26 protein-coding genes are annotated in these 26408 nt (G+C 46.2%); 7 read left to right on the top strand and 19 right to left on the bottom strand.

The window, feature by feature from the left end; translation table 11 throughout:
- Positions 1–3: 3 nt before the first annotated feature.
- The 12 genes from J4N45_RS07670 to nrfB all read right to left on the bottom strand — a co-directional run bounded on the left by J4N45_RS07670 (position 4) and on the right by nrfB (position 9242).
- Positions 4–867 carry an HlyD family secretion protein gene (locus tag J4N45_RS07670; protein WP_252014379.1) on the bottom strand — a complete coding sequence of 288 codons (864 nt, stop codon included), beginning with the start codon at positions 865–867 and terminating at the stop codon, positions 4–6.
- Between the two features lie 8 nt (positions 868–875).
- Entirely contained in the window at positions 876–1079 is a 204-nt protein-coding gene (locus J4N45_RS27270) for a DUF1656 domain-containing protein (RefSeq protein WP_353505880.1), read from the bottom strand.
- A gap of 263 nt (positions 1080–1342) precedes the next feature.
- Positions 1343–1828, bottom strand: coding sequence for a GNAT family N-acetyltransferase (locus tag J4N45_RS07665; protein WP_252014377.1), 486 nt, complete (start codon positions 1826–1828; stop codon positions 1343–1345).
- 18 nt (positions 1829–1846) lie between these two features.
- On the bottom strand, positions 1847–2362 hold the full coding sequence (locus J4N45_RS07660; protein ID WP_252014376.1) for a GNAT family N-acetyltransferase: 516 nt from the start codon (positions 2360–2362) through the stop codon (positions 1847–1849).
- Entirely contained in the window at positions 2363–2830 is a 468-nt protein-coding gene (locus tag J4N45_RS07655; protein WP_252014375.1) for an ASCH domain-containing protein, read from the bottom strand. It abuts the gene before it with no gap.
- Position 2831: 1 nt separating this feature from the next.
- Positions 2832–3326 carry a GNAT family N-acetyltransferase gene (locus tag J4N45_RS07650; RefSeq protein WP_252014374.1) on the bottom strand — a complete coding sequence of 165 codons (495 nt, stop codon included), beginning with the start codon at positions 3324–3326 and terminating at the stop codon, positions 2832–2834.
- The gene (locus tag J4N45_RS07645) at positions 3319–3738 is read right to left on the bottom strand and encodes a GNAT family N-acetyltransferase (RefSeq protein ID WP_252014373.1); all 420 of its coding nucleotides are present in this window, start codon (positions 3736–3738) and stop codon (positions 3319–3321) included. The genes J4N45_RS07650 and J4N45_RS07645 overlap by 8 nt, the downstream gene beginning before the upstream one ends.
- Before the next feature lie 87 nt (positions 3739–3825).
- Entirely contained in the window at positions 3826–4254 is a 429-nt protein-coding gene (locus tag J4N45_RS07640) for a cytochrome c-type biogenesis protein (RefSeq protein WP_252014372.1), read from the bottom strand.
- Positions 4244–6214, bottom strand: coding sequence for a heme lyase CcmF/NrfE family subunit (locus J4N45_RS07635; protein WP_252014371.1), 1971 nt, complete (start codon positions 6212–6214; stop codon positions 4244–4246). The genes J4N45_RS07640 and J4N45_RS07635 overlap by 11 nt, the downstream gene beginning before the upstream one ends.
- Positions 6215–7002: 788 nt before the next feature.
- On the bottom strand, positions 7003–7959 hold the full coding sequence (gene nrfD, locus J4N45_RS07630; RefSeq protein WP_234493803.1) for a cytochrome c nitrite reductase subunit NrfD: 957 nt from the start codon (positions 7957–7959) through the stop codon (positions 7003–7005).
- Position 7960: 1 nt separating this feature from the next.
- The gene (gene nrfC / locus J4N45_RS07625; RefSeq protein WP_234493804.1) at positions 7961–8647 is read right to left on the bottom strand and encodes a cytochrome c nitrite reductase Fe-S protein; all 687 of its coding nucleotides are present in this window, start codon (positions 8645–8647) and stop codon (positions 7961–7963) included.
- A gap of 1 nt (position 8648) precedes the next feature.
- A complete protein-coding gene (nrfB, locus tag J4N45_RS07620; RefSeq protein ID WP_252014370.1) occupies positions 8649–9242 on the bottom strand; it encodes a cytochrome c nitrite reductase pentaheme subunit in 594 nt (197 codons plus the stop codon).
- A 507-nt stretch (positions 9243–9749) separates the two neighbouring features.
- Here nrfB and nrfA point away from each other — a divergent pair.
- Both nrfA and J4N45_RS07610 read left to right on the top strand, forming a co-directional pair.
- Positions 9750–11165 (top strand): ammonia-forming nitrite reductase cytochrome c552 subunit, encoded by a 1416-nt coding sequence (nrfA, locus tag J4N45_RS07615; RefSeq protein ID WP_446568793.1) that lies wholly within the window; start codon positions 9750–9752, stop codon positions 11163–11165.
- A gap of 172 nt (positions 11166–11337) precedes the next feature.
- Positions 11338–11769, top strand: a complete 432-nt coding sequence (locus tag J4N45_RS07610; protein ID WP_252014369.1) for a hypothetical protein — start codon at positions 11338–11340, stop codon at positions 11767–11769.
- A 2-nt stretch (positions 11770–11771) separates the two neighbouring features.
- Here J4N45_RS07610 and J4N45_RS07605 read toward each other — a convergent pair whose 3' ends face one another.
- Positions 11772–12545 (bottom strand): ferredoxin--NADP reductase, encoded by a 774-nt coding sequence (locus tag J4N45_RS07605; RefSeq protein ID WP_252014367.1) that lies wholly within the window; start codon positions 12543–12545, stop codon positions 11772–11774.
- A gap of 188 nt (positions 12546–12733) precedes the next feature.
- On the opposite strand from J4N45_RS07605, the gene J4N45_RS07600 reads away from it, so the two are divergent.
- Positions 12734–13414, top strand: coding sequence for a hypothetical protein (locus J4N45_RS07600; RefSeq protein ID WP_234493808.1), 681 nt, complete (start codon positions 12734–12736; stop codon positions 13412–13414).
- Positions 13415–13417: 3 nt separating this feature from the next.
- Positions 13418–14476, top strand: coding sequence for a 3-oxoacyl-ACP synthase III family protein (locus tag J4N45_RS07595; protein WP_252014365.1), 1059 nt, complete (start codon positions 13418–13420; stop codon positions 14474–14476).
- Positions 14477–14513: 37 nt separating this feature from the next.
- Here J4N45_RS07595 and J4N45_RS07590 read toward each other — a convergent pair whose 3' ends face one another.
- Both J4N45_RS07590 and ppsR read right to left on the bottom strand, forming a co-directional pair.
- A complete protein-coding gene (locus tag J4N45_RS07590) occupies positions 14514–15137 on the bottom strand; it encodes a TPR domain-containing protein (protein ID WP_252014363.1) in 624 nt (207 codons plus the stop codon).
- Positions 15138–15323: 186 nt separating this feature from the next.
- Positions 15324–16157 carry a posphoenolpyruvate synthetase regulatory kinase/phosphorylase PpsR gene (ppsR, locus tag J4N45_RS07585; RefSeq protein WP_234493812.1) on the bottom strand — a complete coding sequence of 278 codons (834 nt, stop codon included), beginning with the start codon at positions 16155–16157 and terminating at the stop codon, positions 15324–15326.
- A 154-nt stretch (positions 16158–16311) separates the two neighbouring features.
- On the opposite strand from ppsR, the gene ppsA reads away from it, so the two are divergent.
- Positions 16312–18699 (top strand): phosphoenolpyruvate synthase, encoded by a 2388-nt coding sequence (gene ppsA, locus J4N45_RS07580; protein WP_252014362.1) that lies wholly within the window; start codon positions 16312–16314, stop codon positions 18697–18699.
- Between the two features lie 227 nt (positions 18700–18926).
- A complete protein-coding gene (locus J4N45_RS07575) occupies positions 18927–20402 on the top strand; it encodes a peptide MFS transporter (protein ID WP_252014359.1) in 1476 nt (491 codons plus the stop codon).
- Positions 20403–20454: 52 nt separating this feature from the next.
- Here the strand turns inward: J4N45_RS07575 and J4N45_RS07570 are convergent, their stop codons facing one another.
- Positions 20455–21108, bottom strand: coding sequence for a thiopurine S-methyltransferase (locus J4N45_RS07570; protein ID WP_252014357.1), 654 nt, complete (start codon positions 21106–21108; stop codon positions 20455–20457).
- Positions 21109–21339: 231 nt separating this feature from the next.
- Here J4N45_RS07570 and J4N45_RS07565 point away from each other — a divergent pair, with 231 nt between their 5' ends.
- Positions 21340–22116, top strand: coding sequence for a RelA/SpoT domain-containing protein (locus tag J4N45_RS07565; protein ID WP_042475561.1), 777 nt, complete (start codon positions 21340–21342; stop codon positions 22114–22116).
- 71 nt (positions 22117–22187) lie between these two features.
- Here the strand turns inward: J4N45_RS07565 and ihfA are convergent, their stop codons facing one another.
- The 3 genes from ihfA to pheS all read right to left on the bottom strand — a co-directional run bounded on the left by ihfA (position 22188) and on the right by pheS (position 26336).
- A complete protein-coding gene (gene ihfA, locus J4N45_RS07560) occupies positions 22188–22481 on the bottom strand; it encodes an integration host factor subunit alpha (RefSeq protein WP_006074250.1) in 294 nt (97 codons plus the stop codon).
- A 465-nt stretch (positions 22482–22946) separates the two neighbouring features.
- Positions 22947–25334 carry a phenylalanine--tRNA ligase subunit beta gene (gene pheT / locus J4N45_RS07555; RefSeq protein ID WP_252014356.1) on the bottom strand — a complete coding sequence of 796 codons (2388 nt, stop codon included), beginning with the start codon at positions 25332–25334 and terminating at the stop codon, positions 22947–22949.
- Positions 25335–25352: 18 nt separating this feature from the next.
- Positions 25353–26336, bottom strand: coding sequence for a phenylalanine--tRNA ligase subunit alpha (gene pheS, locus J4N45_RS07550; protein WP_252014354.1), 984 nt, complete (start codon positions 26334–26336; stop codon positions 25353–25355).
- Positions 26337–26408 lie beyond the last annotated feature (72 nt).

Here is a 26408-nt window from a genome sequence, read left to right as displayed (position 1 = left end):
ACCTCAATCAGACAAGATCTGCACAGAAGCTGTGGTTCCGACACGCAGCTGAAGGTCATCTGGAACACGATCAAGCTTTACTTTCACTGGTAAACGCTGTGCTAACCTAATCCATTGAAAGTTAGGGTTCACGTTTGGTAGAAGTGCATTCCCCGTGCTTCCATTCACTTTTGAGATGCCGTAGCCAATGCTTTCTATCTTGCCTTCTAAGACCTGTTTGCTATCGGACAGCAAGGTCACACGCGCATTTTGGTCTAACTTCACATCGCTTAAGTCTGTTTCTTTGAAGAAACCCTCGATCCAAAAGCTGTTCTCATCTATCAATGCGACGACAGGCGCGTTAGCAACGACCTGAGAGCCTACTCGATAATTAAGGTTGGTAATGTATCCATCAACTGGGGCTTTAACCTCGGTGTATTCAAGTAACAGCGCTGCCTCTTGGGTGTTCGCTTTCGCGGCGGCCACATTGGCCTCTGCGGTTTCTACTGCACTCTCATAGTTGTTCAATGCCAATGTCGACACCGAGCCTTGTACTTTATGTTCTAGCGCTTCCGCTCGATGCTGCTCATTTTGTGCTTTTCGAAGCAGTGCTTTTGCCTGTTGCTCAGCCGCTTTCGCACTCGCTAACCCTGCCTTGTATTGGCTGTCATCAACTTTAAACAAGACATCGCCCGCTTTGACCTCTTGGTTGTCAGTCACATGGAAGGCAACAACCTGCCCAGTCACACGTGGTGTGACCTGAACAATGTGTGCACGCACCTGTCCATCACGTGTCCATGGGTTCTGAACGTTATGTGTGTAGTACGCGTAAGCGCCAGCTCCTGCTGCTATCGCAAGAATCGCCGTAGTCATGGTTTTGTGAAACATAAGTCACCTCATACAAAAGGAATGAGCAGACCAATGATCAGGCTCATTAAAATAAATAAACTGATATCTGCGATGGCTGGGTAAGCTAAGTGTTTATAAACGTGAAACTTAGCGAACATCGCAGTGACAAAATGCGTAGCTATATAGGAGAGCGAAATCACCAATAGAAAGGGTGGAATGTAAATTTCGCCAATGGTTATTTCATGTGGCATATCGAATCCTCGTCAAGTGAGAATGCATTACACATCACTAAAGAAAACACGCACACTCTGCAGCAGAGGATTAAAGCCTCACCTTTTGATAGGAACTGAATATAGGACGTCTGAATTGCATAGACACGGAATGACGGAAGGATATTAAGTGAAGAAGCTATGAAGGTGTCGGTCAGATTTATCGCTCAAGGTGACATCTTGAGAGACTCGACTATTGCCGGAACTAGAGTTTATCTAGAAGCAACCACTGTTGCTCCTTAGACTTAAAGCGTTTTTTGCCAGTATCCAACATCTAGCCAGCGGTCAAACTTGAAGCCAATTTGTTTGAAGTGCCCTACTTGCTCCATGCCCATTTTATGGTGGAACCTGGTGCTCTGATCGTTAGGTAGTGTAATGACACTCATGACGCTCTTGATGCCATCGTCACGTAATCGGCTAAACAATTGCTCGTAGAGCCCACTACCCACGCCTTTTATCGGACACTCAGGTGAAAGATAAACAGAGGACTCCGCCGTAAACCGATAAGCACTTCTCGCGTTCCATTGCTTGGCATAACAATACCCGATCACTTGTCCTTGGTGCTCATACACAAGCCAAGGCATCTGTGAGTCAATTAGCGTCTCAATACGTTCAGCCATTTGCTGCGCTGACACAATTTCTTCTTCAAACGTGCACGTTGAATGGACTATGTAGTGGTTATAAATCGTTGCGATAGCATCCGCATCCGCTGCGGTGACATTACGAATCAAAGGGCACTCCTTGTGACATTAGCCGCGGTGAAAGATGTGGTCATCATAGGTTTGACCACCAATTTGATAGGCGTCTTTATCAACCTTGGTCAGCACAAAGCCGCATTTCTCTAACACACGCTCTGAGCCTCTATTTCCGTTTGTCACAATCGCGGAAAACTTGTTGAGATCGAGATCGCGCTCCGCCCATTTTATTAAGGCTTCTAGCGACTCCGTACCGATTCCACGGCCATGAAATTCAGGCAGAAGCAAATAACCCACTTCTGCACAACCATCACAGACTTTAAAGCCGGTCACTCCAACGGTCTCACGAGTTTGCTTTAGTGAGATAACCAAACAGAGCCATTGTTCTGACCCTTTGCTCCATGTCGGTAGACGCTCATCAAATCGCGCTTGTATCTCTTCATCACTAGGTTTATCGAAACAAAGCTCAATAACCTTGGGCTCCGTCTGTAAGCACTTGAACAAGTCAAAATCAGCTTGGGTGATTTGCGCCATAGAAAGACGTTCAGTTTGGACAGCAATACTTTTCATTTAGCTTGGATACACCTTTTTAAAACGCTCTAACACCAAATCACTTTCGGGAGTAAATACCACGCCGATCTCGTTAGCATACCATTCAAAAAACTTAATGTGAGCCTCTTTCCACCCAGCGTATGTGCGATCGCCTTCGCCCTCTGCATAGGCGAACTCTTCGCTCACTTGATTGAACGGACATACTTCGACAGATGCTAATTGAATCACACATACCGGATTCTGCTGCCAATCTAAGACAAGCGAATAGCTGCCTACTTGAGGTAATGGCTCGTCTTCGACATCCCAACCTGCTTTTAGTCCACATGATGCGGTTTTGATCCCTTCATTGATCAGTCTGGCGCACTCGTTGGCGTTGTATTCATCGGCGCAGTAGTGCTCAGCAATGACGTTGTCGATATCGACACTTTCAGGGTTCGGCAGAGTATCGAGAAACTGTTGGAAAAACTCTCGTTGAATAGGTGTCATATTATAGTTCCTTGACCATGACTATCACCTCACAGCCTTTATTATTAGTTTGATGAAGCTTTTTCCATCCGAGTTTCGCGTACAATCCGCCGGATAGATCTTCTGTTTGTAGATAAAGCTTCTCAACCCCAAGGGCTTTGGCTTTTTCGATCACGCTATTGACCATGACTTTCGCAACGCCTTGGCCTCGATAATCGGAGTCCACGTACACACCGCCAAGCCAATTCTCATAGTCAACGTAACTGGGTATTTCATGTTTACGAATATGCGCAGTCGCAATCAGTCGCTCGTCATCACAAATAACTAAATGCGCTGGAATGGAGCCGTCTTGTAAAAAGGTCTCAAGCTTCTGGGTATAGCTTTCCAACGTGTTATTCGGATCTCGCGTGCCCCAAGCCTTAAAATACCAATCGATCACTGTCAGCTTGTGCTGAGGCGCATCAGTCAATAATACGCTACGCCATTCTTTGTTATTTGTGCGGTTTAAACTAGACATAGGATTCAATTCCCTTTTTCTGCATTAGGAACTCCGGCTTTTGAATCGATTGGAATCCAAATTGTTGGTAAAGAGAGTGCGCATCGACTGTACCAAGCATGGTTCTTCTCAATCCCTGCAGATCAGGGTGTTCTTCAATAGCGCTTAATATCAATTTAGCGATACCCTGCCCTTGCTTATCATCGACAACAAAGACATCACTTAGATAAGCAAACGTCGCACAATCTGTAATAACGCGCGCAAACCCTACTTGGCTGCCATCGCTATCATAGGCGCCAAAACACAAAGAGTGTTCAATAGACTTTTCAACCACAGACAAAGGGACACCTTTCGCCCAATAACTGTTGGAGAGATAGCGGTGTATGAGTGTGATATCGAGATCGTTTTTATCAGTAGATACCGAATACGGCATGGTGGCTTATCTCCTTCATCCTTGAACTTGTTATAGAGATAAACAATTTAAGCTTTAATATCAATGGTGTATTTGAATAGATGCAAGCTATTTGCGGGAATTTCGGCGCATAGTAATAATCATGAAGCCAGCTAACATCATTGCAAAGGCAACGGGCATCCCCCACAAGAGGATATTTTTACCAGACATAGAGGGTTGATACAGTACATGTTCACCGTAACGGTCAACCATATACGCTTTAACTTGTTGATTGCTTTGTCCTGATTTCACCAACTCAAATACTCGCAATCGAATATCCTTTGCCACAGGAGAATTGGACTCGATAAGGTTTTGATTTTGGCACATCGGGCAACGAAGTGTTTTCGCCAACTCTATTGCTTGCTTTTGCTGTTTGGGCGTATCGAACTCAAACAGATCGACAGAGTGCGCTTGTGTGGCGAATGCATGACTGGCGCTTAGTAAGACTGCAACAAACAATACGACAGTAGAAATAGCTATCCGGAGTTTATCCAACATTTACAGCCTCCCTTGAAGTAGAACGTCTTGAAACTAAGGCTGTCTTAGACTTTCTAAGCAATGCGATACATGCCGATAGACACACCAATAGCGCACCAAACCAAATCCAACGAACAAAGGCCTTAAATTGAATGCGAACGGCGTAATCCGTTGCATCCACCTTGTCACCCAAAGAGATATAAATGTCACCATGCCAAAGTGGTGTCATTGAAGGCTCCGTCATAGTCATGACACGTACTGAGTAATGACGCTTCTCAGGGGTGGCGACCATAGTGCGTTGATCGTTTTCCTTATCAGCGATCTCAATAATGGCTTGTTCAGCCGTAAAGTTTCGACCTATATACAAACTAGTATCAACATAGGTAACTTGGTAATCTCCAAAGTCGGCTTGACTGCCAGGACCGAGCCTTTTCGTGATTTCGTATGAATACTCGGCATTCATAACGCATCCAAACGCGGTTATCGCAATACCAATATGGGCAACCAGTGCCGACAGCGATGTTTTACCTACCTTAGCGATCGCTGAAACGATATGTGAGATTAGCACCCAAAGGCTCGCCCAGACAGTAAACAGTGCCCAGTTCGACCACTCAGCCCCCACAGGCTCGTAATGCATGGTGCTGTAGGTAACGATAGCAAAAGCCAATAGCAGTGAAACAAGCAGCAGGATTACAGGCTTCCCGATGCTTAGCTTTTCGTTTGGCTTCTCGTTTGTAGTGGACCAGCGGAGAAATGGCACGGCACCCATGATAAATAAACTCATTATCGAGATGGGCCCAAAGAGCAAGTTAAAGTACGGAGCGCCAACGGAAATATTCCCAAGCCCAGCTAGCTCGTAAACCATGGGATAAAAGGTGCCAAATACTACGACTGCAGTCGCCAGTACAAACAAATTTGCTGAGATCAGCACTAAGAATGGTTTGGTCACCACACTAGTAATACTTGACGACTTGATAGCATCAGCCCTGTAAATAAGAGCAACAAAAGCGAGGACAAAAACCAATGTTAAGATCGCTAGTAGGCTAAAGCCTTTTGTAGGATCAACCGCAAACGCATGAACGGATGTAAGCACGCCAGAGCGAACAATAAAGGTACCAAGAATACTCAAGCAGAACGTGATGAACGCTAGCGAATAGGTCCAGAAAATGAGCTGCTTACTACGAGCGACCATCATGGTGTGCAGTAGCGCAGTTGACGTGAGCCAAGGAAGCAAAGAAGCATTTTCAACGGGATCCCAAAACCACCAGCCTCCCCAACCTAGCTCGTAGTATGCCCACCAAGAACCTACGGCGATGCCTGCCGTCAAAAACAGCCATGCAATTAAGGTGTAGGTTCGCGTTCTAGGAATCCAATCAATGTCAACGTGATTTGTTAGCAGTGCCCCCAACGCCATCGCGAGAACCGACGCAAAGCCCACATAACCGATATAGAGCAAAGGCGGATGTATGATAAGTCCGACGTCTTGAAGCATCGGATTTAAGTCACGTCCTTGTAGCGGTATGACCGCATTCAACTCGAACGGGTTGGATGCCGCCAGTGTAAACCATGCAAAGATGGCTACGATGCACTGCATGACCCAACTTGCGTGATTCTTCTCACTGGTGCGATGCTTTGACCAAGCGATGACGACACCCCAAAGTGACAATGTCACTACCCAGAATAGCATCGAGCCTTGGTGTCCGCCCCATGTGGCGGCGAGTTTGTAGCCCAGGTGGAGTTGGTGATTGGAGTTATCCGAAACATAGCGAATGGAGAAATCGTCAATTGCGAACGCGTAAGCCAATACTAAGATAGCACTCAACGCGAACAAGAAAGATATTGTGCTGAAGAATCGGCTTAGGGTGATTTCACTCGCGGCGAAGCGCTGAGGCTTAGCGTAAGACACCAGTCCATGCAAAACTGCGCATGAGCTCGTTACTGCAACTGTGATTAATGTGAACAATCCTATATAGCCGATCATGTAATGATTTAGTTCCTATTAAAAGATGACGTCACTCCTGCGAAGGCAGGGGTCTACTTGAAGCCCGAACCAAGCCTCCAGTAGATTCCTGTCTGCACAGGAATGACGGTGGTTGAGAGTTTTTTACTCTCCACTTATTCCTATTCAAAGCAGTCGTCGCCCCTGGATAGGCAGGGGTCTACTTAAAGCGTGCACCAAGCCTCCATTAGATTCCTGTCTGCACAGGAATGACGGTGGTTGAGAGTTTTGTACTCTCCACTTATTCCTATTCAAAGCAGTCGTCACCCCTGCGTAGGCAGGGGTCTACTTAAAGCGTGCACCAAGCCTCCAGTAGATTCCTGTCTGCACAGGAATGACGGTGGTTGAGAGTTTTGTACTCTCCACTTACTCCTATTCAAAGAAGTCGTCACCCCTGCGTAGGCAGGGGTCTACTTAAAGCGCGCACCAAGCCTCTAGTAGATTCCTGTCTGCACAGGAATGACGGTGGCTGAGAGTCTTGTGCTCTCCACTCATTCCCGTTAAAGAAATCGTCACCCCTGCGTAGGCAGGGGTCTACTCAAAGTACGCACCAAGCCTCTAGAAGATTCCTGCCTGCGCAGGCGCACGGCCAGTGGAATGACGCGTGTTGGGAGTCATTCCATTACTAACACACACCCAAATTAACCGTCACCCCTGCGTAGGCAGGGGTCTACTCAAAGCGCGCACCAAGCCTCTAGAAGATTCCTGCCTGCGCAGGCGCACGGCCAGTGGAATGACGCGTGTTGGGAGTCCGCATTAAACATCTCCCCCTAAACCACCGTCATCTGCCCCGCATACAACACAAACGTACGCAGCATCAACACCCCAATCAAACTCAGGGTCGTTACCACGAGAATAAAGCCGTGATTCAACTTCACTTCACCCGGGCTGAAGTAGTTTAGCCCTAACGGCAACAACATTCCGATACCAATCACGCCATACCAGAACCAGCTCGACCAGAAGCCGCCTCCAATCGCATTCCATGCGGCAACTTCGTTCTGACCACCACTGAAAATAAGACCAGTAAAGAAAGTGACAATCACAAACAACTCAAACAGCACTACTGGGCGCTCAAAGCTGTGAACCCACTTAACGCTCGGACTATGTGAATCTTCTTTAAAGACCAAAATGCCGAACAGCAAGCTTGCCGCAGCCCCCGAGGACAAGCTCGAGAATAAGAACAAGATTGGTAGTACTGGGTTATTTAGCATCGGATAGGTTTTAAGTGCGGATAATAGGAAACCCGTATACGCCGCTAAAACGATAGCTAAGAAACCTAAAAACAGTTCTAATCCGTTTTCAATTTTCTCCAACTTTAGCAAGATAGTCTCGACAAAATCGAACTTACTACCCAACACATCCATGATTGGTTTTCTGAAGATCATACCAATCCAAACAAACAACACCGCCATGTAGACTTGGAATAAGATGACACCCATCGACATCACGGAGGATGGATTGTAGTAAATCATGATTTTCCAGAACTCAAGCGGCTTAGTCAGGTGGAATACCAGGATAAGCAAACCAACAATAATGCCGAACGGCGCGAGCCAAGCCATCGCCTTCATGATGCCATTTTGCGCCGGGTCGCCTTCGATAACCTTACGCTTGAGGTAAATGGCAATTAGAGCGGAGCCTGCTGACATCCCTGCTAAGAAGAGATAGATCGCGATGATCCAGTCCCAAACAAGGGAGTCGAAATGAAAGGCTGTTTCCCACGTACTCATACTACACCTCCCCCTTATGGAATGCGGCTTTGAACAGCTTAGGTTTGGTACCCAGATGTTCCTTATCGCGATAAATCACTTTAATACTCAGCATTTTGTTGATGTCGCTATTAGGATCGTTCAAATCACCAAACACCAAAGCCTTAGTTGGGCAGCTCTCTACACATGCTGGCAGTTTGCCTTGTGCCAAATTGGTATCGCGGCAGAAATTACATTTGTCCGCTGAGTGATTCTCAGGATGGAAAAAGCGCACTTGATAAGGGCAGGCAGCCAAACAGTATCCACAGCCCACACACTTTTCTTTGTGCACGTCGATAATGCCTGTCTTCTCATCTTTGTAGGCAGCGCCTGTTGGGCACACATAAACGCACGGAGGGTTTTCACAATGCTGGCAGGACTCACGAGTGAATCGATATTCGACATCAGGATACTCACCAATAGGCTCTGAGCGATGTATTTCCAGTCTGGACACACCTTCAGGCACCTTGTTCACCTCACGACATGCATCGGTACAGGCCGTACAGCCAATACAAGCATTCTCATCGTGAAGCATGCCGTAACGCACTGCTTTTTCGGTGTCATCACTTGCGACTGAATTACGTGCCGTTAGCACTGAGGTCGTTGCCACACCTGTGGTAAATATTACAGCCCCAGTACCGGCAAGGAAGTTTCGTCTTGAACAACTCATATTACTTGCCCTCCTCTTCACGTTTTTCATTGAAGTCTTTATGGCAATCGACACACATCTTGATTTTGGCTTTGTGGTCGTAAGAGAGCACTTTCGCTTTTTCTGCGTGGACCGAGTGACAGTTGGTACACGTTAGATTCTTCGCGTGGACATCATGAGTCCAGCTGTCCTCACGCAAGTATTGCGGTTGGTGACAGTCAGTACATCGGCTGTTTGCTTTGAGAATAGCTGCGGGATCTAGCCATGTTTTATCTGTGCCCGGCTGTGACTGAGCGGCATGATATTTAACAACGGTTGAGGCGCCATCACGATGATCAGGTCCGATATTACTGTGACAGTCCGTACAGCTAGGTGCCGCACCTCTGATCTCAACGACATTCTCGCCGTGCGAACCTGCCAGAGTCTGTTTGGAGTCTTTGTGACATTGAATACATTTGTAGTCCTTATCACGTATCAACTCCACCTTATGCCTTGTAGAGTCCCCTTCTTTAACGAGGGCTGCATCGTCGGCTAAGGCATTGAGTGAGTAACCACAGAGAATGAATGCTAGGAGGGTCTGAAGCATCATCACCATGGTCAATTTAACATTGCCCATTGTATCCTTTCCTTAAACCCAATATTGCGAACCTTAACATTCACCTATCAGGTTAATAACCAATGACTTTTCCTTTCAATAAACAAACCAATAACCGCCAGCCTGTTATTTACACAGAAATGAAATCAATTCTTATTTAGGATGAGCCACAACGCTTCACGAATAAATAGTAGTACGACACCGCTTAAACCCCTAGCACTCAACGTTCAATTAGTGAGCAATATCACCAATATTTGTGTGTGAACTTTTACATAAACCATTGTTTTTAATGAGAATGAATTTCACCTAAATAGTCCCACCACTACCCCTTTAGGGTTAGTTAAAAATAGATGTGAACTCAATCACTTAGATAAATTGATCTAAAACAGTAAATAGCGCGAGTTGTAATCAAATATTACGAACTATGAGTTAGTATAAATACGTCTATATAAGTTAGACATCTCCAAGTCTTGTTTAGGAAATTCGCCCCACAACGCATTTCAAAAATTAGAATATGGAGATACCATCGTGAACAAGCACTGGATTATTAGTTCCGTTGCTGCATTAGCTATATTAGGCGCTGCGAGTGTGCCCGCTTTTGCTGCCTCTGAAAAAGAGTTAATAGACCCGAGAAATCAGGCCTACGAACAAGACCACCCTGACCAATACCAATCCTGGAAGCAAACCAGCGAGAGTGTCGAGATCGAAGACGCACTCGCTCATGACCCGAACATGGTTATCCTGTGGGCAGGTTACGGTTTCGCTAAAGACTACAACAAGGCTCGTGGGCACTTCTATGCCCTTGATGACGTGCGTCAAACCTTAAGAACTGGCGGTCCCACAGATCCTAAATCTGGCCCAATGCCTATGGCATGTTGGAGCTGTAAAAGCCCTGATGTTGGTCGCGTAATTGATGAACGTGGCGAGGACGGCTATTTCGAAGGAAAATGGGCAAGGCTCGGTTCAGAAATCGCAAACCCAATCGGTTGTGCAGACTGTCACGATACGCGCAGTGATGCGTTTAAAAACGGTGAACCAGCTCTAGCCGTTGCGAAACCCTATGTTGAGCGTGCATTTGAAGCCATTGGTAAAAAGTTTGACGAGCAATCACGCCTCGACCAGCAAGCAACGGTCTGTGCTCAGTGTCACGTAGAGTACTACTTCACAGGTCCAACGAAAGCCGTGAAATTCCCATGGGATATGGGCACCTCAGTAACAGAAATGGAGCAATACTACGACGCGCTTAACTTTAAAGACTGGCAACACGCTGTTTCTAAAGCACCAATGCTAAAAGCACAGCACCCGGGCTATGAAACTTGGCGCGATGGTATCCATGGCAAAAACGGCGTAGTTTGTGTTGATTGTCACATGCCAAAAGTAACGAAAGAAGATGGTACAGTCTATACGGATCATAAAGTGGGTAACCCATTTGACCGCTTCGAAGATACATGTGCAAACTGCCACACTCAAAGTAAAGATCAGCTACAGGGCATAGTATCGACTCGCAAAGCGCAAGTGCTAAACATGAAACTGACTGCTGAGAAGCAAATCGTTGCTGCGCACTTTGAAGCTGGCGCAGCATGGGATGCAGGCGCAACAGAAGAAGAGATGAAACCAATCCTAATGGATATTCGTCACGCGCAATGGCGTTGGGACTACGCAATCGCTTCTCATGGTGTCCACATGCACGCCCCTGAAGTTGCACTTGAAGTACTCGGTACCTCAGTAGACAAAGCGGCAGATGCTCGTGCGAAACTGATTCGTTTGCTTGCGAAGAAAGGCATTACTGACCCTATCGAAATTCCTGACATTTCTACTAAAGAGAAAGCGCAACAAGCTCTTGGAATGGATATGGACAAGATGAACGCTGAGAAAAAACACTTCCTTGAAACCGTGGTACCAGAATGGGACAAAGAAGCAGCGGCTCGCGAGGCTAATTACTAATGTTATTGGCTATCTACTCGCTTTGTTAAAGAATGAATGTGTGATCCATTCGAGATAACTGTAAGCCCCAACCCATTGGTTGGGGCTTTTTGCTAGAATGTTTAGTACGTAAGTATCTGAAACCGCTTTGTGTTTCGAAAGGCATGAGTCATTCATACTCTAAAGGAACCCCATGAAAAGACGTCTGTTGATCAGTTTATGTTTAGCCTCATCGTTCTCTTTTGCGGGCACCTACAACAGTGTCTCTGTCGGCACAACCAGCGAAGGTGGGTTTGGCGTCGGTTTGTATTACGACAGAAACCTAAGTTACGGTTTCTACGCCAACCTCGCCGGTGGCACTGGTCCGAATAATGACGACTTTGGTCTTAACGTGGGTCTTGTTAAGTCTCTAAGCGATAACTTTGTGGGCTACGCAGGTATCGGGGTTGCCAATCGAAGTGAAGAGAAAATTTCAGACCTGCCTTTCAAAACCTATGAATCAGACCTACGCTTCAACGGCAACATAGGTCTGTTAATTAAAACGGGTGTCACAGGCTTTACGGCAGATGTTGGTTACAACACAGGTCTAGAGGCTGCCTACTTTGGGCTTGGCTACACCTACTAGTATTACCAATAGTTCTCACTAGAGAAGTGCCCTGGCTTTTTGCGCAGATGTTTGTTTAAACCAAGCTCTGTTAACGCGGAGCTCGTGTCTTTGACCATCGCCGGATTACCACACATAAATACGAAGCTATCTGGTGCCTGTAAGTTCATCCCTACTTTTGTCTGTAGCTCACCGCTCAACAGAAGCTCTGGTATCCGCCCTGACAAACTCTGCTCGTGATGCTCACGGGATACAATCGAAACAAACTTAAATTTTTCCCCCAACCTAGATAAGGTATCCTTAATGGTTTCAGCATAAACCAATTCGTCTGCAGTTCTGACTGCATGAGCCAGCACCAAATTGTCAAACCGGCTTGTTAGTGTTTCGTCATCTAGCATAGACAGAAAAGGACCGATCGCCGTACCTGTAGAGAGCATCCACAAATCTCGCGCGTAGTCAGGTACTTCTTCAATAGTCATAAACCCCGAAGGCTGTTTTCCTACAAAGACTGGATCACCAGAATCAAGCTGATTAAGTTTTGGCGACAATTGTCCGTCGCTATCGGCAATAATTAAAAATTCCAGATGCTGATAGCCATATTCATGGTTAGGGTGATTTACCATAGAGTAGGCTCGGCGCACCCACTCGCCCTCTTCGTTACGCAGACCCAGTTTTGTAAACTGACCTGCTACGTACTGTTCTATGGGCGCTGAAACTTCAAGACTGAACAAATTATGAGTCCACTGCTTTTTCGCAAGTACTCGCCCTTCGACTAAACCATTGGGAATGTCTGTCATATCTCATCTCCGATACAGGAACGCATAAAGCTCTTTCATCATAGAAGTAAACTCAGTAAAAATTAACTACATTATGTTTAAGGACTTATTCGACGATTAGACAAAAACTTTGCGATTTTAAGGAAAGAAATCGAACGGACTCCGGTCTACGTATAGTGTGTGTTTTAAAAAGGATTTTGAGAGTGCCCATGAAGCCATGTTTTCCGTCTGTTCCATTTGAAGGTGTAAGTGAGAGCCCTGTGAAGTACTGGCTCCATGAATATCGTGATACGAGGTTAGAGTTCACGGATTCTCAGAAAACCGCCCTTTCACGTCTTCTTCCCTTACTAGTCTGTGGTGAACAAAGCTCACAGTGGGTGTTCTATAACGAATCTCAGCGTGAACTTCCTGAATCACTTGCCTCTGCTCGTGACGACTTTGAGCGAATTGTTGCCGATGAACAGTATCATGAGGATGCGCTTGAGTTGGTACAGTCACAGTTAGAGTTACCCGAAGACGTTGTTGCGATAAAGCGACGCAGCCAACGCTTTTTCGCGTCGCTTGGTTCAAGGAAGACATTTGAAGAACATTTCGCGCAGATCGCCTGTCTTGATGCCCTGGTCTGCAAAATAATGTTGTATCTAGAAAAAGGCCGATTAGACCCACACCATCCATTTGTGCTCTTGTGTCGTTCCATTAAACAAGATGAAGCACGACACGTTACCGCAGCCAGACAGCATGCTTTAGCGCTAGGCTACGACCGCTCAGAATGGAAAGCCCTCAACACACTCATTTCCGAGAAGTTATACAAACTATTGAATAGCGAGCGAGAAGCCTTCGAAGAGCTAGGCATTACTATCGAGCACATCTTTGATTCTAGGGAGAGTTAATCAATGAGCACGACTTTCTTACCGGGCAGTGTGTCGCTGCTCGCAGCAAACCATTTATTTCCAGATCAGCACCTTACCAACACACAATTGCTTGATGCACTCGAACGTCTATCAGGCAAAAGATACGCGAGAGTTGCAGCTCGTATCGCACCATTTTTAGGCATTGAAGGTCGTCACTTTTCACGCAGTATTTATTCGCACACCAGCGTCCCTACGCCAAGTAACTCCGATCTTGTGGTGCGTGTAATAGATACTCTACTTGAGCAATCAAACACAAGTTTGGACGCCATCGATTACCTGATTGGACACACTACCACCCCAGACACACAGCTCCCGCCTAGCATCGCTTGGGTAGCGGAGAAGCTTCGCTATCATGGCCCGTTTATGGAATTAAGGCAGGCGTGCACCGGTTTTTCTAGTGGATTGCAAATCGCCATCCCACGTCTCGCTATGCTCCAAAAACCAGTGATGATCGTTGGCAGTGAAACAGGGTCAGTCTACTTCGACTATAACGAAGACTTTCTCGACCAATCCCAGCTCGTTAATTACATGCAAATGGGCGATGGTGCTGGCGGTGTTATTATTGCTCCGGAAAGTGAGCAAGGAATGGGTAAAATTTCTGACTGTTTCACCGGACAGATTGGTGTTGAGCAGTCACCTGGTTTGTCTCTCGATGGCGGTTCTATGTCGGTGTATACCCAAGAGGGCAAAGCGCGCTTCCATCACGATGCCACTAATGTGAGAAAAAGTGGCGAAGCGCTATTTCAAGCCAGTATTTTGGCATTAAGAAGTCGAGGCTACGAGCTGAATGACTTTGACTACATTATTCCCCACCAAGCCAGTGGACGAATAGACATCATGCTAGCCGAGGCGCTAGACATCGATCCAAATAAGATCGTCAACGATGCCAAACATTGGGGTAACCTGGGCTCAGCCGCGATTTGGTGCAGTTTCTCTAAACTCGTGAACAGTGGGAAGCTATTCCAAGGAAGCAAAGTGGTTATCTTAGGGGCAGAAGCGACTAAGTATATGTATGGCGGGTTTGTTTACACCCACGGCTAGAACTTGCTAGACACGGTAGCCACTTCCTATATGGTGGCTACCTCATTCCCTTAGCCTGATTGATCTTCTTGATGATTGCAGCCCGATCGATACCCACTCTGTTCGAATCTAAAATCTGAGTCCAAACACGAATCGCCTCATCGTAATCAGCATTCAAAAAGTAATCCGAAGCGATAAGTTGCAACGCTGTGTCGTTGTCACTGTCTAGCTCTAGTGCCTCATCGAGGTAACGTTGAATATCAGGTGTAATAGACTGAGAAGACTGGTAATACAGCGCGGTTGCTAACGCGGCATATTGACCAGCATAAGGCATACTAGAAAGGCGAATGGAATAATTGAAACAGGTAGCCGCTGAATCAAACTCCAAGCTTTGCATATAAAGCTGACCTAGCTTAAACCACGATTCAGAATCATTAGGAGACTCGGTTAGTGAATTTTGCAGGTCAATCATGGCACTTTGGTGGTTGGGACGCTCTTGTTGCATTTCTTGCTGAGGCAGCGGCATTCGCAATTGGCTCCAAATCAAAAAAGACAAACCGACAATCGCCAAGCTTGAAAGGATTGAATAACCAACCCGGCTTTTAATACTGGTTATTTTAGTCAGACATAGATAGGCGACAACAGAAACGACAACGCCGCTCAACAACACAAAACTCAACATGTTAAAACTATATTCTTAATTGGATTAATCTGAGTACATTGTATCGGTTAGCGAAGAACAGCGCTGTGAGTTAGTACTCTGTTCTTCACGAGTGACGGTATTAGTCGTAACTTTATCGATTCGCAATGAGGTTAGCGTATCAAAAAAATACTTAACACGCCCCAACCAGGTCATAACCCTATGCAGCTAGAACACTCTACGTTTCAACCCAGCGCGTTCAAGTACCCGAGTCGAGATCTCTTCGACTGACAGCGATGTGGTGTTGATATAAGGGATAGCTTCGCGCCTAAACAAAGCTTCGACACTTGCGAGCTCCTGTAAACACTGCTCTGTGCTCGCATACTCGCTACCCGCCAATCGATTTTCGCGGATTTCGGTCAGGCGCTCAGGGTTGATCGTTAAACCAAACAGTTTGTGCCTATGGATCTCAAACTCAGGCATTAGACGCAGTCGCTTGATGTCGTCGTCGATAAATGGGTAGTTAACGACTCGAAGACCAAACTGCATCGCTAGATAGAGACTTGTTGGCGTTTTGCCACTACGCGATACACCCAGAAGTATTAAATCTGCCTGCTCTAGGTTTTTCAGTGAAACACCATCATCGTGCGCTAAGGTGTATTCGACAGCGGCAATGCGGTCGAAATACTTAGCGGAATCTTTCCCTACGCTATGTGAACGCTGTAGTTTTGGCTTTGGTTCCAGTTGTAAATCACTTTTAACTTGAGCCACCAAACTTTCTAACACATCGTAACAAAACGCTTGCGAAGCAAGTAATCCTGCGCGAATTTCAGGCACTACAATCGAGAAAAACACTAAAGGTTTCACACCGTTACGTTCATAAGATTGATTAATTTCTCTAATGAGTTCATCGAGCTTATGCGTGCTCTCTACGAAGGGGAATGTCTTTTCTTTGGCTTTGAACGGAAATTGACCTAGGACTACGTGTCCCAATGTCTCGCAAGTAATCGCTGTACCGTCAGAAACGTAGAATACGTCACGACTTTGACTATCATTTTTCATTTTTTATTTAATTTTTCAAATTAATTTAAGTAGGATGCATTACATAATATCGATAACAAACCCTAGCATTCAATAACGTTCCCCCACAGTTTGTAAAAATAGTTAACTATTTTTACACTGAATACGTAATCGTTTGCTATATCCTACAGCTGCAATGTTTCTGGAGAAAGACATGCAAAACAACACCCTTTGGTTCAATGGTCTATCCATGGACGATGTCGATAAGGTCGGCGGCAAAAATGCTTCGCTTGGCGAGATGGTATCTAATCTTGCTAATGCTGGTGTTTCAGTGCCAAATGGCTTTGCGACTACATCCTATGCCTTCAACCAATTCCTCGATTTCGAAGGATTGGATGAGCGCATTCACGGACTATTAGACGAACTTGATGTTGATGATGTTGACGCACTGCGTAAGACAGGCGCGACCATCCGTCAATGGGTATTAGAAGCCCCCTTCCCTGCTGACCTAGAGCAGGATATTCGAACTAACTATCAAGAACTCATCGAAGGCAATGAAGAGCTTTCTGTTGCAGTGCGCTCCTCCGCTACTGCTGAAGATCTTCCTGATGCTTCCTTTGCGGGTCAACAAGAAACCTTTTTGAACGTAAAAGGCATTGATGCAGTACTTGAAGCCACCAAGCATGTCTATGCGTCTCTGTTTAACGACAGAGCGATTTCCTATCGTGTACACCAAGGATTTGACCATCGTGGTATCTCGCTATCAGCGGGTATTCAACGAATGGTTCGATCAGACAAAGCGTCCTCAGGCGTGATGTTTACGTTGGACACTGAATCTGGCTTCGACCAAATGGTATTTATCACTTCGGCTTGGGGTCTAGGTGAGATGGTAGTACAAGGTGCTGTGAACCCTGACGAGTTCTACGTTCACAAGCCACTACTAGAGCAAGGTCAAGCGCCTATCGTTAAGAAGACGTTTGGTTCTAAACTCATCAAGATGGTTTACTCTGACAACCAAGAGATTGGCAAACAGGTAGATATCATCGATACGTCTGACGAAGAACGTAACCAGTTCTCTCTAAACGACGAAGAGATCAAAGAGCTTGCGAAACAAGCTATGATCATCGAGAAGCACTATCAGCGTCCAATGGACATTGAATGGGCGAAAGATGGCATCGACGGCAAGCTATACATCGTACAGGCTCGTCCTGAAACGGTATGTTCTCAAAGCGAGCAAAACGTGATTGAACGCTTCCAGCTAAACAACAAAGCGGATGTGTTGGTTGAAGGTCGTGCGATTGGTCAACGTATTGGTACGGGTACCGTTCGTCTGGTTGATTCACTTGACCAGATGTCACTTGTTCAAGAAGGCGATGTGCTGGTTACTGACATGACTGACCCAGACTGGGAACCAGTAATGAAAAAAGCGGCGGCGATTGTAACCAACCGCGGCGGCCGTACTTGTCACGCAGCAATCATCGCTCGTGAGCTTGGCATTCCAGCTATCGTGGGTTGTGGTAACGCTACCGACAGTCTAGAAGACGGCGCAGTGGTTACTGTGTCGTGTTCTGAAGGTGAAACGGGCTACGTGTATCAAGGTGAATTGGACTTTGAGATCCGCCGCTCTGCTGTTGACGAGCTGCCACTGCTGCCAACAAAAGTGATGATGAACGTGGGTAACCCAGACCGTGCGTTCGACTTCGCTCAAATCCCTAACGAAGGTGTGGGCCTTGCGCGTCTTGAGTTCATCATTAACAAGATGATTGGTATTCACCCGAAAGCGCTACTGAACTTTGACCAGCAATCTCCTGAGCTGCAGGCTGAGATCACTCAGCGTATTCGCGGTTATAAAGATCCGATCGATTTCTATGTCAGCAAGCTGACTGAAGGCATTTCAACGATCGCAGCCGCGTTCTGGCCTAAGCGTGTCATCGTCCGTATGTCTGACTTTAAGTCAAACGAGTACAGCAACCTTGTGGGTGGTAAGGAGTTTGAACCACACGAGGAAAACCCAATGCTTGGTTTCCGTGGTGCTTCTCGTTATATCTCACCCGTATTTGAAGACTGCTTTGAGCTTGAAACCCAAGCGATCAAACGCGTTCGTAATGAGATGGGACTGAAGAACGTTGAAATCATGATCCCATTTGTTCGCACGCCTAGCGAAGCCGCTCAAGTTATCGACCTACTTGCGAAGTTTGAGCTTCGTCGTGGTGAGCAAGGCTTGAAAGTCATCATGATGTGTGAGCTACCATCAAATGCGGTTCTTGCCGAAGAGTTCTTGAAGTACTTCGATGGCTTCTCAATTGGCTCAAACGACATGACTCAGCTAACGCTCGGTCTTGACCGTGACTCTGGCGACGTGGCGCATCTCTTTGATGAGCGCAACCCAGCAGTAAAAGCGATGCTGAAGATGGCTATTGATGCTGCCACCAAAGCAGGCAAATACGTTGGTATTTGTGGCCAAGGCCCATCGGATCACGATGATCTTGCAGAGTGGTTAATGGAACAAGGTATTAGCTCTGTATCACTAAACCCAGATACGGTGATTGATACTTGGTTGAAACTAGGCAACGTAGCGAAATAATCAGACTGAGTAGCTCCACTATTTAAGCTGATTACAAACTAACAATAAACCAAATGCCAGGGTGTAAACTCTGGCATTTTTTCATTTACCACTTGTTCATCAAGCGAACGCGCGCATCGTTTTACATCAACATCGCTTGCAGGGTGCGATCCTTCATAGGCGAGTTAGGCGTCACTCGCATCTCTTCTAAAATACCGGCCTCTATTTCCAACCTTAAGAAGCCAACTATGTGGAACAAGCTAAACAAATCCATGATGGTCTGCCAGATGCTATTTGGCCTATCGTTCTATGGCGTTTTGGTCAGCCTGACACGATTCTTTCTAGAAGACCTTAACTACAGTGAAGCCGATACCATGATGGTAGTTGGCGCTTTCGCCGCTATTGGTCCCCTATTTGCCATCGCTGGCGGGTTTATTGCCGATAAGTTACTAGGCGCCTACCGCTCGCTCACCATCAGCTATGCCGCATTTACACTGGGTTATCTACTTTTGGTCCTAGGCGCTACGACGCTTCATGTTCCTATGGCGATGGCAGGCATCGCGCTGGCAAGTTACGGACGTGGCTTGATGTCTCCGTCTTACCCTAGCCTCTACAAGCGCACGTTTGCCACTCAAAAAGAATTTGAACATGGCTTTCCGATTAACTACTCGGTCAACAATATCGGTGCGTTCTTAGGACAATACCTGTTCCCAATGATCACGCTCTATATCGGATTTAGCGGCGGATTTGCGCTATCTGCTCTGATGGCTGTTATTGCTTTGTTTGTGCTGATAACACTGAACAAAAAGTTCAAACCACTTGGGAAGCCAATTGATACCCAACACGTATCGCTCAGAGCTTGGGGGATCTTTTTTGCTCTATCGGCCGCTATGATTGCATTGGTGTTCTTTATGTTCTCCAACATGGATGTCGGCCAGAACATTGTGTATGCCATTGGAGTCGCTGCCATTGGATACTTTGTGTTTATGATGTTTAAGGTGACGCGCTCTGAGCGACTAAAAATGGGCACTATCCTCATTATGACATTTCTGACGACATGCTTTTTCGTCTACTACGGTCAAATGATGACATCGATGAACATTGTTGCCATGAACACACTTAAAGGTGAGTTGTTTGGTTTCATTCCACTCGAACCAGAAGCCGCAATGGCAATGAACCCATTGTGGTGTATGGTAGGTGGTCCGATTATCGCGACCCTATTTAGCCGCCTAGAAAAAAACAATATTCACTTGTCGACATCGACCAAGATCGCCGCAGCGTTTGTCTTTACTGCGATTGCATTTGGCATCTTAACCTACTTTATCTCAACAGTTGGCGAAGATGTTGCCATCAGACCTGAGGTTTTCCTCGCAGTTCACTTCTTCCAAGCAATGGCTGAAGTCGTGGTTGGCTCTATGGTTGTGGCCTTTATCTTGTCGGTTGCACCGCATCACATCGAGAACTTCTCTGTGAGTTTGTTTTCTGTCGCGATCGCCTTAAGTGGTATTGTTGGAGCAGCGCTATCCACCAATATCGCACTAGAAAAGGGGCAACAACTTACCCAACATATCGCTCAAACTGTGTACGGTGAATACTTTCAACTGCTAACTGTCATGGCGGTCATCATGATTGGTGTCGCGCTCGCTGCATCGAAAGTCATCCATAACATGTTGAAAGCCGCAGTAGAAGCTGAACTGGGCGCTGGAGAGTTAGTGAAGCAGTAAAAGTGCAGAAACTAGAGCGGCAATCCGATGGTTATTGCCGCTCACAAATAGATTAACCTTGATGCGTGATCAACCAAGCCTCTTCAGCAAAGCGGGTCAATCCTTGCTGAATACGACGGTGATTACTATCTGCTTCATCACGTTCTAGAAGTGTCACTTCAAACTCATCGCCAAAGTGCTGCGCCACTTCTGAACTTGGTACGCTGTAAGGAGGGCCTGCCATTTCACTTTGAACATAATCAAGCGTGATAAGTAGAATACGACCACCCGGTTTCAGAGACTGTTTTAGTTTCTCAACGTACTGTACGCGCAGTTCTTCCGGCATTGCGATGAGAGCAGCCCGGTCGTAGATAAGCTCCACAGGCTGAATCGGTGCGGTAAAGTAGTCGCCGACATAGATGTTAAGCTCATCAAACTGGTACAACTCAAACTGACCGTTAATGGGCGTCACCATTGGTGTGTAGAAATGCTCAGCGAAAAATGAACGTACGGCGATTTGGCTAAGTTCAACACCTTGAATGTCTTCGTGGCGTTGGGCAAGCCAGACAAGATCTTCGGACTTACCACAGAGTGGGACGAAAACCTTGTCTTCGCGTTTTGGGGATAGTCGGTCCCAGTACTTAATGAGTAATGGGTTTACATCTTCTAAGTGGAAGCCAATTTTATTGGCCGCCCATTTGTCGTGCCAAAGTTCAAAATCGTTCATTTATGGTTCATGTTCGCTGTAGATAATGGTTAACGTAGAGTTTACAGAGTGCAGACAAAATGTCACACCCAATCGCGTAGATTTTAATTAGCGATAGGCATCACAGTTTACAAACTCTGTTACACAGTTTGTATTGGGTTTTCGGTATTGAACCCCATATTATTGTTAGCAAGACTCCTGAGCGTTAACGCCCTTTTTGTTCCCGTTTTTGTAACGTAACTAGGAGAGAGAATGAGCACGTTTCTTCGTACTGCAGCACTAATGCTATTGGTACTCAGCCGCGCACCTGCATTTGCGGCTACGCTTAATCAATCCGATTCCACCCCAACAAAAGGAAAGCAAGAGCAAAACGAAGTTTGTCCATCTGTATTCAAACACAGTCTTAGTGGCTTGTACGGCATCGATGCTGTTCAAGGCGCTGCCTTCCAACCCCATAACGATTTTGACATCTTGTACAGCAAAGCCCACCAAGCTCAACATGAACTCGAAGCGCTTTGTAAAACAACCGCCCTACTGACTGACACCGACGCTTACTTCGCAGGCGTAAAATCTGCTGAGCGTGCAAAGGTGAAGATCGATACTGAGCTTAATGGTCAGGTAAATCAAATCACAGACCTAGCTCGTGGCACTATCGTCGCTAAAGACGTGGAGAGTCTTGTAGGCGCCTATGAAGCGCTTAGCCGTGAAGCCCAAGTTGTGCGTGTAAAGAACCGCTTTAAAAACCCTGCAGCGTCCGGATATCGTGACCTGAATATGTTGGTGAAACTACCTAAAACTGGGATTATTGCTGAAGTCCAACTTCACCTTAAAGACATCGCCGACGTGAAAAGTGGCCCTGAACACGATCTATATGAAATCGTCCAAGGTATTGAACGACGAGCGGCTGCTGAAAAACGCGAGCTCAACGAGTTTGAAACCGCGCAGATTGCCAGCCTAAGACGTCAATCGATGGAGCTGTATCAGAACGCGTGGCAGCCATACATCACAACGAATATTCGGGCGGCGTAATAAACTCAACATCAACCAATAGAAATACAAAAAGACCACACTAGGTGGTCTTTTTGTTTAACAGTAGGACATTAATCTACTTTGATGTTCTCGACTCGAGCCTTCAATTTCTGACCCGGACGGAATGTCACTACGCGTCGAGCGGAAATGGGAATGTCTTCACCAGTTTTAGGATTTCGACCTGGGCGCTCATTTTTATCGCGCAAGTCAAAATTACCAAAACCCGACAGTTTTACCTGTTCGCCACTTTCGAGTGATTTTCTAATCTCTTCGAAAAACACTTCTACCGTTTCCTTGGCATCCCTTTTACTGAATCCGAGTTTCTCAAATAGGTTCTCAGCCAGATCGGCTTTTGTGAGCGCCATAAAACTCCCCTCAAAGCTAATTCATACCTTGTTATCATAGTGATAACGCTAAAGATTTCGTTCGACCAATCAACAACATAACGGCCTAACTTTGAAAAGTGTAAGCCAACCTTCTGATTTTCGCCAACTTTTTTATTTCAGAGTAATGTCAGGATTTTGCGTTAACTTTTAGCAAGTTATCGTAAAAGTAGCATATTATGGATGCATAATTTACTACAAAACCCTCAAGCAATAGATATCACTAAAAAATAACAAAAAGCCAGATGAAAATAAATTACAAACAAAGTACAAAATAGTGATATTGATACAGTATGGCAGAAAATTGTTCCTTAAAAACAGTGAGTTGCGAAGAATATAGAATATGAAACCAGTTTGTTTTATCGGCTAATACTGGATATAAAAAAAGCGAGTTACTTTTCAGTAACCCGCTTTTCTAGGTAATTCGCGTTGACACGCTAACTGCGATTAGTCACGCAGCGTTGCACCAAATTTCTCAGAAATATGAGCAACAATTGCGTCTACTGCACCAGCAATATCCGCATCTTCAAGCGTACGCTCTAGAGACTGTAGAGTAAGCGCAATTGCTAAACTCTTCTTACCTTCTTCAACGCCCTTACCAACGTAAACGTCAAACAGTTTCGCGTCTTTCAGGAACTCGCCGCCTTGCTCTAGACAAGCTGCAACGATGTCGCCAGAAGCTACTGCTTCATCAACAACAACTGCGATATCACGACGGTTAGCTGGGAACTTAGAAAGCCCTGCTGCTTCTGGAATCACTTTCGTGTTGATCGCTGACCATTCTACTTCGAATACGATAGTGCGACCGTTTAGACCGAACTTACGCTCTAGCTCTGGGTGAACCGTACCAATCACACCCACTTCTTTGCCATCAACAACGATTGCTGCAGATTGACCTGGGTGAAGTGCTGGATGTTTCGCTGCAGCAAATGAGTATGCTTTCTCGTTTGCCGACAGTTCTAGAATCGCTTCTAGGTCACCTTTTAGGTCAAAGAAATCAACGGTGTTGGTTTCAATGTCCCAATGCTCTTCACTGCGTGTACCTGCAATCACACCTGCAAGCATAGGCTCTTGGCGCATACCGTTTTCAGCGTTCTCACAAGGGATGAAACGTAGGCCGTATTCGAATAGACGAACACGTGGCTGCTGACGCTTCTGGTTGTGAACAACGGTATTTAGAAGACCTTGGATAAGACCAAGACGCATTGCTGACATTTCCGCAGAGATTGGGAAAGGTAGAATCAATGGCTCAACGTCTGGCACAACAAGTTTTTGTTGCTCTGGCTCAACAAAGCTGTAAGTAATCGCTTCATGGTAGCCACGATCAACAAGCAGATCGCGTACACGTTTCAGTGGAAGATCCGCTTCAACGTGGTTGTGCATCTTAAGTGTTGCAGCAGGGTGTTGATTTGGAATGTTATCGTAACCGTAGATACGACCCACTTCTTCAATCAGGTCTTGTTCGATTGCGATATCAAAACGCCATGTTGGCGCAACGCCCGTCCAACCTGTATCAGTTGTCGTTACTGTTAGACCTAGACGCTCTAGGATCTCAACAACTTCAGCGTCAGCGATATGGTGACCAAGAAGTGAATCTAGCTTAGTACGGCGCAGTTCAACCGTGTTTGGCTTAGGCAGATCTGCGTCAGACTCAACAGTAACCACAGGTGCTACTTCACCGCCACAGATTTCAACTAGAAGCTCAGTTGCACGCTCCATTGCGCTGACTTGTAGTGCATAGTCAACACCACGCTCGAAACGCATTGAAGAATCCGTGTGTAGACCGTAGCTACGTGCGCGGCCACGAATGTGGTCTGGTGCGAAGAACGCACACTCAAGAAGCACATCTTTCGTTTCTGTTGTTACACCAGACTCTTCACCACCAAAGATACCCGCAATAGCAAGTGCTTTGTTGTGGTCAGCAACAACAAGTGTGTCTGCGTTTAGCTCAGCTTCAGTGCCGTCTAGAAGAGTCAGTTTTTCACCCTGCTCTGCCATACGAACAACGATGCCACCTTCAATCTTAGCAAGATCGAATGCGTGCATTGGCTGACCTTGTTCTAGAAGAACATAGTTAGTGATGTCTACAACAGGGTCGATTGAGCGAATACCACAACGACGCAGTTTCTCTTGCATCCATAGTGGTGTTTCAGCTTGAACGTTAACGTTCTTAACGATACGACCTAGGTAGCGAGGACATGCTTCCGTTGCTTTAACTTCGATAGAAGCCACATCAGCAATAGATGCTTCAACAGGATTAACCGCTGGTGCTGTTACGTCAGCACGGTTTAGAACGCCAACTTCACGAGCAAGACCACGGATGCTGAAACAGTCAGCGCGGTTTGCTGTTAGGTCCACGTCAACAGTCACGTCATCAAGACCTAGGAAGTTACGGAAATCAGTACCGATAACAGCGTCTTCAGCCAGCTCCATGATGCCGTCAGATTCAACATCGATACCTAGCTCAGTAAACGAGCACAGCATACCGTGTGAAGGTTGACCACGTAGTTTTGCTTTCTTGATTTTGAAATCGCCTGGAAGAACAGCACCAACTGTTGCTACTGCTACTTTCAGACCTTCACGGCAGTTTGGAGCGCCACAAACGATGTCTAGCAGTTCTTCTGCGCCAACATCAACTTTAGTCACGCGTAGCTTGTCTGCGTCTGGGTGCTGACCGCACTCAACCACTTTACCTACTTTAACGCCAGTGAAAGAGCCCGCTACAGGTAGTACGTCGTCCACCTCTAGGCCAGCCATTGTAATTTGGTGCGTAAGCTCGTCAGTAGAAACTGAAGGGTTTACCCACTCACGAAGCCATGATTCGCTGAATTTCATTGTGATGAACCCTCTGGATTACTTGAACTGTTTTAGGAAACGTAGGTCGTTCTCGAAGAACGAACGTAGGTCATTTACGCCGTAACGAAGCATAGCTAGACGCTCGATACCGATACCGAATGCAAAACCAGAGTATTTTTCAGGGTCGATGCCTACGCTGCGAAGTACATTTGGGTGCACCATGCCACAGCCTAAGATTTCTAGCCATTTGCCATCTTTGCGCTTAACGTCCACTTCCATTGAAGGTTCAGTGAATGGGAAGTATGACGGACGGTAACGAACTTCAAGATCTTCTTCGAAGAAGTTAGTTAGGAAATCGTGCAGGATACCTTTCAGCTGTGCGAAGTTAACATTTTCGTCAACCAGCATGCCTTCCACTTGGTGGAACATTGGGGTGTGTGTTTGGTCGTAGTCGTTACGGTAAACACGGCCCGGTGCGATGAAGCGGAATGGTGGTTTGCCATTTTCCATCGTACGGATCTGTACGCCAGACGTGTGTGTACGTAGCATAAGATCAGGATTGAAGAAGAAGGTATCGTGGTCAGTACGAGCTGGGTGGTCTTCTGCAATGTTCAGTGCATCAAAGTTGTGGAATGCATCTTCAATTTCAGGACCAGACTCAGTGCTAAAGCCTAACTCACCAAAGAACTTTTCAATACGCTCAACAGTACGAGTAACTGGGTGTAGACCGCCGTTCTCGATACGACGACCTGGTAGGGTTACGTCGATAGTTTCTGCCGCTAGCTTCGCTTCAAGCTCTGCACGTTGTAGTGCGTCTTTGCGTGCTGCGATCGCTTGCTGAACGACGCCTTTTGCTTTGTTGATCTCTTGACCAGCACTGCGGCGCTCTTCTGGTGGTAGTTTACCTAGGCTTTGAAGTTGAGCTGTTAGCTCACCTTTTTTACCTAGATACTGAACACGCACTTCGTCAAGTGCGACTAGCGAGTTTGCAGCTTCAATAGCTGTGCCCGCGTTAGCAATGATCTCTTCTAGATGTTGCATCGTTTCCTCGTCTACCGTCCGGTAGTATCCATAAGGGTGTTTTTTGATAGCTGTACATACTAATAAAACCCG

This window comes from Vibrio sp. SCSIO 43140, from assembly GCF_023716585.1.
Classification (GTDB): domain Bacteria; phylum Pseudomonadota; class Gammaproteobacteria; order Enterobacterales; family Vibrionaceae; genus Vibrio; species Vibrio maritimus_B.
This window is presented reverse-complemented; position numbering and strand designations above follow the sequence as displayed.

What these genes read in the sequence shown, in the direction of transcription:
- nrfD (WP_234493803.1), bottom strand. Translation starts at nt 7,959, where the DNA reads ATGAGTACGTGGGAAACAGCCTTTCATTTCGACTCCCTTGTTTGGGAC.
- J4N45_RS07605 (WP_252014367.1), bottom strand. Translation starts at nt 12,545, where the DNA reads ATGACAGACATTCCCAATGGTTTAGTCGAAGGGCGAGTACTTGCGAAA.
- J4N45_RS07645 (WP_252014373.1), bottom strand. Translation starts at nt 3,738, where the DNA reads ATGCCGTATTCGGTATCTACTGATAAAAACGATCTCGATATCACACTC.
- pheT (WP_252014356.1), bottom strand. Translation starts at nt 25,334, where the DNA reads ATGAAATTCAGCGAATCATGGCTTCGTGAGTGGGTAAACCCTTCAGTT.
- J4N45_RS07655 (WP_252014375.1), bottom strand. Translation starts at nt 2,830, where the DNA reads ATGACACCTATTCAACGAGAGTTTTTCCAACAGTTTCTCGATACTCTG.
- J4N45_RS07590 (WP_252014363.1), bottom strand. Translation starts at nt 15,137, where the DNA reads ATGTTGAGTTTTGTGTTGTTGAGCGGCGTTGTCGTTTCTGTTGTCGCC.
- ppsR (WP_234493812.1), bottom strand. Translation starts at nt 16,157, where the DNA reads ATGAAAAATGATAGTCAAAGTCGTGACGTATTCTACGTTTCTGACGGT.
- J4N45_RS07570 (WP_252014357.1), bottom strand. Translation starts at nt 21,108, where the DNA reads ATGAACGATTTTGAACTTTGGCACGACAAATGGGCGGCCAATAAAATT.
- J4N45_RS07640 (WP_252014372.1), bottom strand. Translation starts at nt 4,254, where the DNA reads ATGTTGGATAAACTCCGGATAGCTATTTCTACTGTCGTATTGTTTGTT.
- J4N45_RS07595 (WP_252014365.1), top strand. Translation starts at nt 13,418, where the DNA reads ATGAGCACGACTTTCTTACCGGGCAGTGTGTCGCTGCTCGCAGCAAAC.
- J4N45_RS07660 (WP_252014376.1), bottom strand. Translation starts at nt 2,362, where the DNA reads ATGAAAAGTATTGCTGTCCAAACTGAACGTCTTTCTATGGCGCAAATC.
- J4N45_RS07650 (WP_252014374.1), bottom strand. Translation starts at nt 3,326, where the DNA reads ATGTCTAGTTTAAACCGCACAAATAACAAAGAATGGCGTAGCGTATTA.
- ppsA (WP_252014362.1), top strand. Translation starts at nt 16,312, where the DNA reads ATGTTTCTGGAGAAAGACATGCAAAACAACACCCTTTGGTTCAATGGT.
- pheS (WP_252014354.1), bottom strand. Translation starts at nt 26,336, where the DNA reads ATGCAACATCTAGAAGAGATCATTGCTAACGCGGGCACAGCTATTGAA.
- J4N45_RS07575 (WP_252014359.1), top strand. Translation starts at nt 18,927, where the DNA reads ATGTGGAACAAGCTAAACAAATCCATGATGGTCTGCCAGATGCTATTT.
- J4N45_RS07610 (WP_252014369.1), top strand. Translation starts at nt 11,338, where the DNA reads ATGAAAAGACGTCTGTTGATCAGTTTATGTTTAGCCTCATCGTTCTCT.
- ihfA (WP_006074250.1), bottom strand. Translation starts at nt 22,481, where the DNA reads ATGGCGCTCACAAAAGCCGATCTGGCTGAGAACCTATTTGAGAAACTC.
- J4N45_RS07670 (WP_252014379.1), bottom strand. Translation starts at nt 867, where the DNA reads ATGTTTCACAAAACCATGACTACGGCGATTCTTGCGATAGCAGCAGGA.
- J4N45_RS07635 (WP_252014371.1), bottom strand. Translation starts at nt 6,214, where the DNA reads ATGATCGGCTATATAGGATTGTTCACATTAATCACAGTTGCAGTAACG.
- nrfB (WP_252014370.1), bottom strand. Translation starts at nt 9,242, where the DNA reads ATGGGCAATGTTAAATTGACCATGGTGATGATGCTTCAGACCCTCCTA.
- J4N45_RS07565 (WP_042475561.1), top strand. Translation starts at nt 21,340, where the DNA reads ATGAGCACGTTTCTTCGTACTGCAGCACTAATGCTATTGGTACTCAGC.
- nrfC (WP_234493804.1), bottom strand. Translation starts at nt 8,647, where the DNA reads ATGAGTTGTTCAAGACGAAACTTCCTTGCCGGTACTGGGGCTGTAATA.
- J4N45_RS07600 (WP_234493808.1), top strand. Translation starts at nt 12,734, where the DNA reads ATGAAGCCATGTTTTCCGTCTGTTCCATTTGAAGGTGTAAGTGAGAGC.
- J4N45_RS27270 (WP_353505880.1), bottom strand. Translation starts at nt 1,079, where the DNA reads ATGCCACATGAAATAACCATTGGCGAAATTTACATTCCACCCTTTCTA.